Source organism: Stenotrophomonas sp. FW305-3-2-15-E-LB1, assembly GCF_058787375.1.
This window is the reverse complement of the sequence record NZ_JBYSZR010000056.1, coordinates 1-7,841: the sequence shown is the minus strand read 5'-3', so window position 1 is coordinate 7,841 and position 7,841 is coordinate 1. Positions and strand designations below refer to the sequence as shown.

Annotated in this window: 5 protein-coding genes; all 5 read left to right on the top strand. The window is 68.5% G+C overall.

Annotated elements, in window-relative coordinates; all coding sequences use genetic code 11:
* Nucleotides 1-384 precede the first annotated feature (384 nt).
* The 5 genes from AC3WL7_RS21265 (at nt 385) to AC3WL7_RS21245 (ending at nt 7,707) form a co-directional block, all read left to right on the top strand.
* Nucleotides 385-600: a hypothetical protein gene (locus AC3WL7_RS21265; protein ID WP_025879252.1), complete on the top strand. Its 216-nt coding sequence runs from the start codon at nt 385-387 to the stop codon at nt 598-600.
* 191 nt (nt 601-791) lie between these two features.
* Entirely contained in the window at nt 792-3,179 is a 2,388-nt protein-coding gene (locus AC3WL7_RS21260) for a Tex family protein (protein WP_492753013.1), read from the top strand.
* 208 nt (nt 3,180-3,387) lie between these two features.
* Nucleotides 3,388-5,571, top strand: coding sequence for a PAS domain S-box protein (locus AC3WL7_RS21255; RefSeq protein ID WP_492753015.1), 2,184 nt, complete (start codon nt 3,388-3,390; stop codon nt 5,569-5,571).
* A 95-nt stretch (nt 5,572-5,666) separates the two neighbouring features.
* Entirely contained in the window at nt 5,667-6,350 is a 684-nt protein-coding gene (locus AC3WL7_RS21250) for a response regulator transcription factor (protein WP_492753011.1), read from the top strand.
* On the top strand, nt 6,328-7,707 hold the full coding sequence (locus AC3WL7_RS21245) for a sensor histidine kinase (RefSeq protein WP_492753009.1): 1,380 nt from the start codon (nt 6,328-6,330) through the stop codon (nt 7,705-7,707). Before AC3WL7_RS21250 ends, AC3WL7_RS21245 begins: the two co-directional genes overlap by 23 nt.
* Nucleotides 7,708-7,841 lie beyond the last annotated feature (134 nt).

Below are 7,841 nucleotides of genomic sequence, written 5' to 3'. Positions count from 1 at the left end.
AATTTGAAACAAACCTCATATCTATTCATGTAACCCTCGGGGTCGGATCAGGTGTCCAACTCCCGGGGGTCACTTCATGGATGGGTTCACGGCGTCCCCCGCGAACCCAACCCGACCGACCAGCGCGACGGTTTTGCCGTTGATCCACCAGCCACCACCACCCACGAGGGGCTGCGCCGTTGGCTGGAAACCCCCGCTTGTTAGCTGGAAGTTAAGGATCTGTAAGCGTTCTGCAGTGATCCGGCAGTCATCTGCATGCAACCGATCGTCATTAGCCTTCGTGACGTTCCAGTCAGCTTGATCGCGGTAAGCTCTATCCCGATGAGCTCGCAAGTACCGCTCATCGTGTGCAGTACGCAGTAGCAATTTGGAGGAAGACATCACATGGCAATCGTTCTCTATGTGGGTGGTAGCAAGGATGGCGAAAAGGGCGTAGTGCCCTACGGCTTCAGCAAATCCCGCGCCGACACCGCGCTGGGGCCGGAGTTCTACACCGAGCGGTTCATGGAACTGCAGGGTGTCGGCAAGGTCCGGTTGATGGCCCTGGAAAGCCTGCGCGACGACATCGTCATGCAGCGCGCCGCCCGCCACTACCGTTGACCCCGTAGCACGCGGCAGGGCGCGCCCACCATCGCGCGCCCGCGCCGGCATCCCAGCCCCCCCCTCGCCAGGATGCCGGCGTCCAGACCGGCCGCCGGAGGCTGAATCCCACCGCCTGTCAACGCCTTGTCCCGCTTGGCCGTGGGTTGCCAGAATGGGGCCTTCCCGTAACGCGGCCCAGACCTGAAGCAATGCACGACGCCAAGAACGCCCAGAGCGCGCTCGCCCAGCAGATCGCCCAGACCATCGCCGACGAGATCGGTGCCCAGTCCGCCCAGGTACGTGCCGCGGTCGGCCTGCTCGACGAGGGCGCCAGCGTTCCGTTCATCGCCCGCTACCGCAAGGAAGTGACCGGTGGCCTGGACGACACCCAGCTGCGCAACCTGGAAGTACGCCTGACCTACCTGCGCGAGCTGGAAGACCGCCGCGCCGCCGTGTTGGCCAGCATCGGCGAGCAGGGCAAGCTGAGCGACGCGCTGCGCAATGACATCCTCGCGGCCGATACCAAGAGCCGCCTGGAAGATCTGTACCTGCCGTACAAGCCCAAGCGCCGCACCCGCGCGCAGATCGCCCGTGAGGCCGGGCTGGAGCCGCTGGCCGATGGCCTGCTGGGCGACCCCACGCAGGACCCGCAGGTGTTCGCTGCCACCTTCGTCGATGCTGAAAAGGGCGTGGCCGATACCAAGGCGGCGCTGGAAGGCGCCCGCGCGATCCTGATGGAGCGCTGGGGCGAAGATGCCGCGCTGGTGGGCGAACTGCGCACCTGGCTGGGCGAAACCGGCGTCATCCGCGCCCGCGTGGCCGAGGGCAAGGAAACCGAGGGCGCCAAGTACCGCGATTATTTCGAGCACGCCGAATCGCTGGCGAAGATTCCCTCGCACCGCCTGCTGGCGCTGTTCCGTGCGCGCCGCGAAGAGATCCTGTTCCTGGAGCTGGACCCGGGCAGCGATGCCGAAGCCGGCCACCAGTACGCCGAAGGCCGCGTGGCACGCAAGGCCGGCATCGCCGACCAGGGCCGCGCCGGCGATCGCTGGCTGCTCGATGCCTGCCGCCTGACCTGGCGCGCGAAGCTGCACACGCACCTGCTGCTGGACCTGTTCAACCAGGCCCGCGAGAAGGCCGAGGCTGACGCCATTGCCGTGTTCGGTGACAACCTGAAGGACCTGCTGCTGGCCGCGCCGGCCGGGCCGAAGACCGTGCTGGGCCTGGACCCGGGCATCCGCACCGGCTGCAAGATCGCCGTGGTCGATGCCACCGGCAAGCTGGTGGCCACCGAGACCATCTACCCGCACGAGCCACGCCGGCAGTGGGACCAGTCGCTGCAGACGATCAGGCAGCTGTGCGCCAAGCACAACGTTGAACTGATCGCGATCGGCAACGGCACCGCCAGCCGCGAGACCGACAAGCTGGCCGGTGAGGCGATCAAGGCCGCCGGCAACCCGAAGCTGCAGAAGGTGGTGGTCAGCGAGGCCGGTGCTTCGGTGTACTCGGCGTCTGAATTTGCGGCCAGGGAGTTCCCCGGCCTGGACGTGTCGCTGCGTGGCGCGGTGTCGATCGCCCGCCGCCTGCAGGACCCGCTGGCCGAACTGGTGAAGATCGAACCCAAGGCGATCGGTGTCGGCCAGTACCAGCACGATGTGGACCAGTACCGCCTGGCACGGGCGCTGGATGCGCGCGTGGAGGACTGCGTGAATGCTGTCGGCGTCTATGTCAACACCGCGTCGGCCGCGCTGCTGTCGCGCGTGTCCGGCCTGTCGTCCACGGTGGCCGAGAACATCGTGCGCCACCGCGATGACAACGGCCCGTTCAAGCGCCGCAAGGACCTGCTGAAGGTCGCGCGCCTGGGCGAAAAGACCTTCGAGCAGTGCGCCGGCTTCCTGCGCATCGCCGATGGAGACCAGCCGCTGGATGCCTCGGCCGTGCACCCGGAAGCCTATCCGGTGGTCGAGCGCATCGTCGCCAGCACCGCGCGCCCGATCAAGGCGCTGATCGGCGACGGCAGCTTCCTGCGTGGCCTTAAAGCCGAGCAGTTCACCGATGCGACCTTCGGCGTGCCGACCGTGCGCGACATCCTCAAGGAACTGGAAAAGCCGGGCCGCGACCCGCGTCCGGAGTTCAAGGCGGCCCGCTTCGCCGAGGGCGTGGAGGACATCAAAGACCTGCGCGAAGGCATGGTGCTGGAAGGCGTGGTCAGCAACGTGGCCGCCTTCGGTGCCTTCGTCGACATCGGCGTGCACCAGGACGGGCTCATCCATATCTCGGCGCTGTCGGACACCTTCGTCAAGGATCCGCGCGACGTGGTCAAGGCCGGCGACATCGTCAAGGTGAAGGTGCTGGAGGTGGACGTGCCGCGCAAGCGCATCGCCCTGACCCGGCGCCTGGACGATACCCCGGGCCAGGCCACCAGCCGGCCGGGCCAGCGCGAGGAGCGCGGCCAGGGGCAGGGGCCGCGCCGCGATGCAGGCGGCCCGAACCGTGGCCCGAACCGCGGGCAGGGCACGGGCGGCCGCCCCGCGCAGTCGGCGCCACCGGCCAACAACGCCCTGGCCGACGCCTTCGCCCGCGCCAAGCGCAGCTGACCTCCGCCCCCACCCGCGCTGCGGCCCGGGTGGGGGGACTTGTCGAGGTTCCCCCGCAGTGCGCACACTTGCGCCCATGGGGGGCCATCGGGCCGTCCCGACGTCGCCGGGGGAGGGCCGTGGCGCCAATCGTAGCCGCCAGCATCCACCAGGGTTGCAGCCCACTGCTGCGGCCGGCGCGCGCGTGCGCGCAGGGCACGGGGCGCTGATGGGCGGCCCCGGCAACAACGAAGGCACCCTGGTCGAGCGCCGCCTGCTGGAGCTGGCCGAAGACCGTCGCCGCCTGGCGATGATCATTGAAGGCACCGCCGCCGGCACCTGGGAATGGAACGTGCAGACCGGCCAGATGCGCATCAACGCGCGCTGGGCGGAGATCGTCGGCTACCGCCAGGAAGACCTGGAGCCGGTAAGCCAGGACACGTTCCAGGCACTGGTCCATCCCGATGACCTGGCGCGTTCGGATGCGGCGCTGGAAGCGCATTTCCAGGGGCACACCGATCAGTACGCGTGCCTGCTGCGCATGCGCCACAAGGACGGGCGGTGGATCTGGATCCATGACCGCGGGCGCGTGTTCGAGTGGGACGGGCAGGGGCGACCGCTGTGGATGGCCGGCGCCCATGACGATGTGACCGAACTGCAGCAGGCCCGGCAGGACGCGGCGGAAATGCGCCAGCGGCTGCAGGCGCTGGTCGATGCATCCGACGAAGTGGCGGTGATGGCCACTGACCCGCAGGGCACGATCACCCTGTTCAACACCGGCGCCGAGCGCCTGCTGGGCTATTCGGCCGACGACGTGGTGGGCCGGGTCGACCCGGGCATCTTCCATGAGCCTGAAGAGATGGCCGTGTTCCTGGCGCCGCTGGCCGATGCCGAGGGGCGCCTGCCGACGATGTTCCAGGCCATGACCGCGCAGGCCCAGGGCCGCACGTTCTCGCGGCAGTGGACCTTCCTGCGCAAGGATGGCCAGCGCAGGCAGGTGCGCCTGTCGATCAGCCGCATGGACGGTGCCGACGGCCAGCGCATCGGCTACGTCGGCACGGCCATCGACATCACCGAGATGCAGCAGGCGCGTGCCGATGCGCGGCTGGCGGCGGACAAGTTCGCCGGTGCGTTCACCTCGGCGGCGCTGGGCATGGCCCTGGTCTCGCTCGAAGGGCGCTGGCTGGACGTCAACGAAGCACTGTGCCGCATCCTCGGCTACCCGCGCGAAGAGCTGCTGCAGGTCGATTTCCAGCGCCTGACCCACCCGGCCGACCTGCAGAACGACCTGGCCCTGGTGCAGGACCTGCTGGCCGGCCGGCGCAATCACTACCATCTGGAAAAGCGCTACCTGGACCGCGATGGCAACACCATCTGGGCGCGCCTGTCGGTCTCGCTGGTGCGCAACGAGCGTGGCGAGCCGCTGCATTTCGTGTCGCAGATCCAGGACGTCACTGCGCAGCGCAGCAGCGAGCAGCGCCTGTACGAAACCGAACAGCGCAGCCGCATCACCCTGGATGCCGTGACGGACCTGGTGCTGAGCGTGACCCTGGAAGGACGTATCGAGTATGCCAACGCTGCGGCCGTGCGCATCCTTGCGGGTGATAACGCGCTGGCTCTGGCTGGCCACAATGTGCAGGACGTGCTGTCGCTGACCACCGAATACGCGCCCGGCTCGGTGCTGGACGTGGCCGTACTGCTGGACCCGGACAGCAATGCCGTGGACCTGCATGCTGACCTGCTGATGCGGATGGGCGCAGCCACAGTGCCGGTCGACCTCACCCGTGCCTGGCTGCGCGACGACGACGGCCAGGTGCGCGGCGCGGTGTGGGTGCTGCGCGACGATACCCAGCAGCGCGCCCGCCAGCGCGAGGCACGCCACCTGGCCGAGATCGACCCGCTGACCGAACTGGGCAACCGCCGGGGTTTCGAGGCGCACCTGCAGCAGGCGATCACCCGCGTCGAGCGCACCGGCCAGGCCGCCTCGCTGATGTTCATCGACCTGGACCGCTTCAAGCCGGTCAACGACACCTGGGGCCATCTGGCCGGCGATGCCGTGCTGTGGGCGGTGGCCAGCGTGCTGCGCCACGGCGTGCGCGATTCGGACATCGTGGCGCGGCTGGGGGGCGACGAATTCGCGGTGATCCTGCCTGGCTGTGGCCCGCGCCGTGCCGCCCGCATCGGCCGCGAACTGCTGCAGACCCTGGCCGCACTGTCCATTCCGTGGGACACCGCACGGCTGCGCATCGGCGCCAGCATCGGCATTGCCCCGCTTGAGACGGGCATGACCGTGGATGAGGCGGTGGCTTCCGCCGATGCCCAGTGCTACCGGGCCAAGGCCATGGGCCGCAACAACGTGCAGGTGCAGGGCGAACTGGGTGAACTGCCCGGCGAGGACAACGAGCCGGGCTGAACCGGTACGTACCGGGCGCCCGCATGAAGCATGTTTCATTTGCCCGCACCGGCCGATTTGGCGAGCATGGGCGAGTCTGGACTTCAGCGGTGCCCATGTCGCGCGTATTGACCATCGAGGACGATGCCATCACCGCCCAGGAAATCGTGGCGGAGCTGGGCAACCATGGGCTGCAGGTGGACTGGGTGGCCGACGGCCGTGAAGGCCTGGTCCGTGCCGCCAGCGGCGACTACGACGCCATCACCCTGGACCAAATGCTGCCCGGGCTGGATGGCCTGGCCATCGTCACCACCCTGCGCCGCATCGGCGTGCAGACCCCGGTGCTTATGCTCAGCGCGTTGTCCGACGTGGACGAGCGCGTGCGTGGCCTGCGTGCCGGCGGCGATGACTACCTGACCAAGCCGTTTGCCTCCGACGAGATGGCTGCGCGGGTGGAAGTGCTGCTGCGTCGCCGCCAGCAGCCGGCCAGCAACGAGACCGTGCTGCGCGTGGGCGACCTGCAGCTGGACCTGCTGGCGCGCACCGCCCACCGGGGTGGCCGCAGCCTGAGCCTGCTGCCGACCGAGTTCAAGCTGCTGGAATACCTGATGCGCAACGCCGGGCAGGTGTTGACCCGGATGATGCTGTTCGAGGAAGTGTGGGGCTACCACTTCGACCCGGGCACCAACCTGATCGACGTCCATATCGGCCGCCTGCGGCGCAAGCTCGACCAGGCCGACCTGCCGTCGCTGATCCGTACCGTGCGCGGCAGTGGCTATGTCCTCAGCGAAACTGTCTGACGGCTGGCGTTCGTCCAGCAGCCGCCTGCTGGGGCTGTACAGCCTGCTGTTCGTGGCGTGGTCGTGCGTGCTGCTGGGCGTGCTGTACTGGCGGGTGTCGCTGTACCTGGACGAGCTGGCGCAGTCGGCGGTCCTGCAGCGGGCGCACCTGTTCGAACACTTTACCGGCGACGCGCTGACCGAAGCACTGCGCGAGAACCGCCGCTACGACCTGCATGGCATCGACGCCTACGGGCTGTTCACCCCGCAGGGCCAGCCGCTGGCCGGGGTGCTGAAAACCCTGCCGGCGCAACTTCCGCGCGATGGCAGCGCGCACCCGGTATCGGGGCTGCCGATCACCGATGCCAACGCGCAGGGCAAGCGTGGCTTCGGCCTGGCGATGCCGACCCGCGACGGCCGCATCCTGGTGCTGGTGCGCTACAGCGGTCCCTTGAACGAAGTGAATCACCTGATCCTCGACGCACTGCTGTGGGGCGTGTCGCTGACCCTGGTGCCCGGCCTGCTCGGCTGGCACCTGCTGCGCCGGCGGCCACTGCGGCGCATCCAGGCCATTGAACAGGCCACCGCGCAGATCGTGGCCGGCAACCTGGGGCAGCGCCTGCCGTTGTCCAGCCGCCGCGATGAACTGGACATGCTGGCCTCGATCGTCAACGCCATGCTCGACCGCATCGAGCAGTTGATGACCGAGGTCAAAGGGGTGTGCGACAACATCGCCCACGACCTGCGCACGCCGCTGACCCGGCTGCGCGCGCAGCTGTACCGCATGCGCCAGCAGGTGGGCGATGGCGAACCGCAGGCGCTTGCGCTGGAGCAGGTGCTGGACGAGACCGATACGCTGATGGCGCGGTTCCGCGCGCTGCTGCGTATTTCCGAGCTGGAGGACCACCAGCGCCGCTCCGGTTTCGTCGCGCTGGCGCCGGAGGCGCTGCTGCAGGAGATCCACGCGTTCTACGCGCCGCTGGCCGAGGAAAAGGGCCAATGGCTGGAGCTGGAACTGGCGGCGGACCTGCCAGGCGTGGTGGGTGATCGCGGGCTGTTGTTCGAGGCGATCGGCAACCTGCTGGACAACGCGATCCGGTTTGCGCCGGAGGGCGGCCGGGTGCGGCTGGCCGCGCGGGTACAGGACAGTGCCACGTGCATCGTGGTGGAGGATTCCGGCCCGGGCATTCCCGAGGCGGAGCGCAGCCTGGTGTTCCAGCGTTTCCATCGGGCTGATGCGAGCGAAGGCGGGGGGTTCGGCCTGGGCCTGTCGATCGTGGCGGCCATTGCTGGCCTGCACGGGTTCCGTGTGACGGCGGGGGAGTCGCGGCTGGGCGGTGCCAGTTTCAGCCTGCTGTGCCGGCCGCAGGTGCTGTAGGGGTGTTCTTCTGCAGGGCTTGCAGCCCTGCACCTGCTGCAATCAACGTCAACTTCAAAAGCCTGCATTCCGTGGGATGGCGGGGTGGGTCCGGTTGAGGGGGACGCCGTAAACCCATCCATGGGGGCTTGGTC

Excerpts from the sequence above, each read along its gene's own strand:
- AC3WL7_RS21255 (WP_492753015.1), top strand. The coding sequence starts at position 3,388 with ATGGGCGGCCCCGGCAACAACGAAGGCACCCTGGTCGAGCGCCGCCTG.
- AC3WL7_RS21265 (WP_025879252.1), top strand. The coding sequence starts at position 385 with ATGGCAATCGTTCTCTATGTGGGTGGTAGCAAGGATGGCGAAAAGGGC.
- AC3WL7_RS21250 (WP_492753011.1), top strand. The coding sequence starts at position 5,667 with ATGTCGCGCGTATTGACCATCGAGGACGATGCCATCACCGCCCAGGAA.
- AC3WL7_RS21260 (WP_492753013.1), top strand. The coding sequence starts at position 792 with ATGCACGACGCCAAGAACGCCCAGAGCGCGCTCGCCCAGCAGATCGCC.
- AC3WL7_RS21245 (WP_492753009.1), top strand. The coding sequence starts at position 6,328 with ATGTCCTCAGCGAAACTGTCTGACGGCTGGCGTTCGTCCAGCAGCCGC.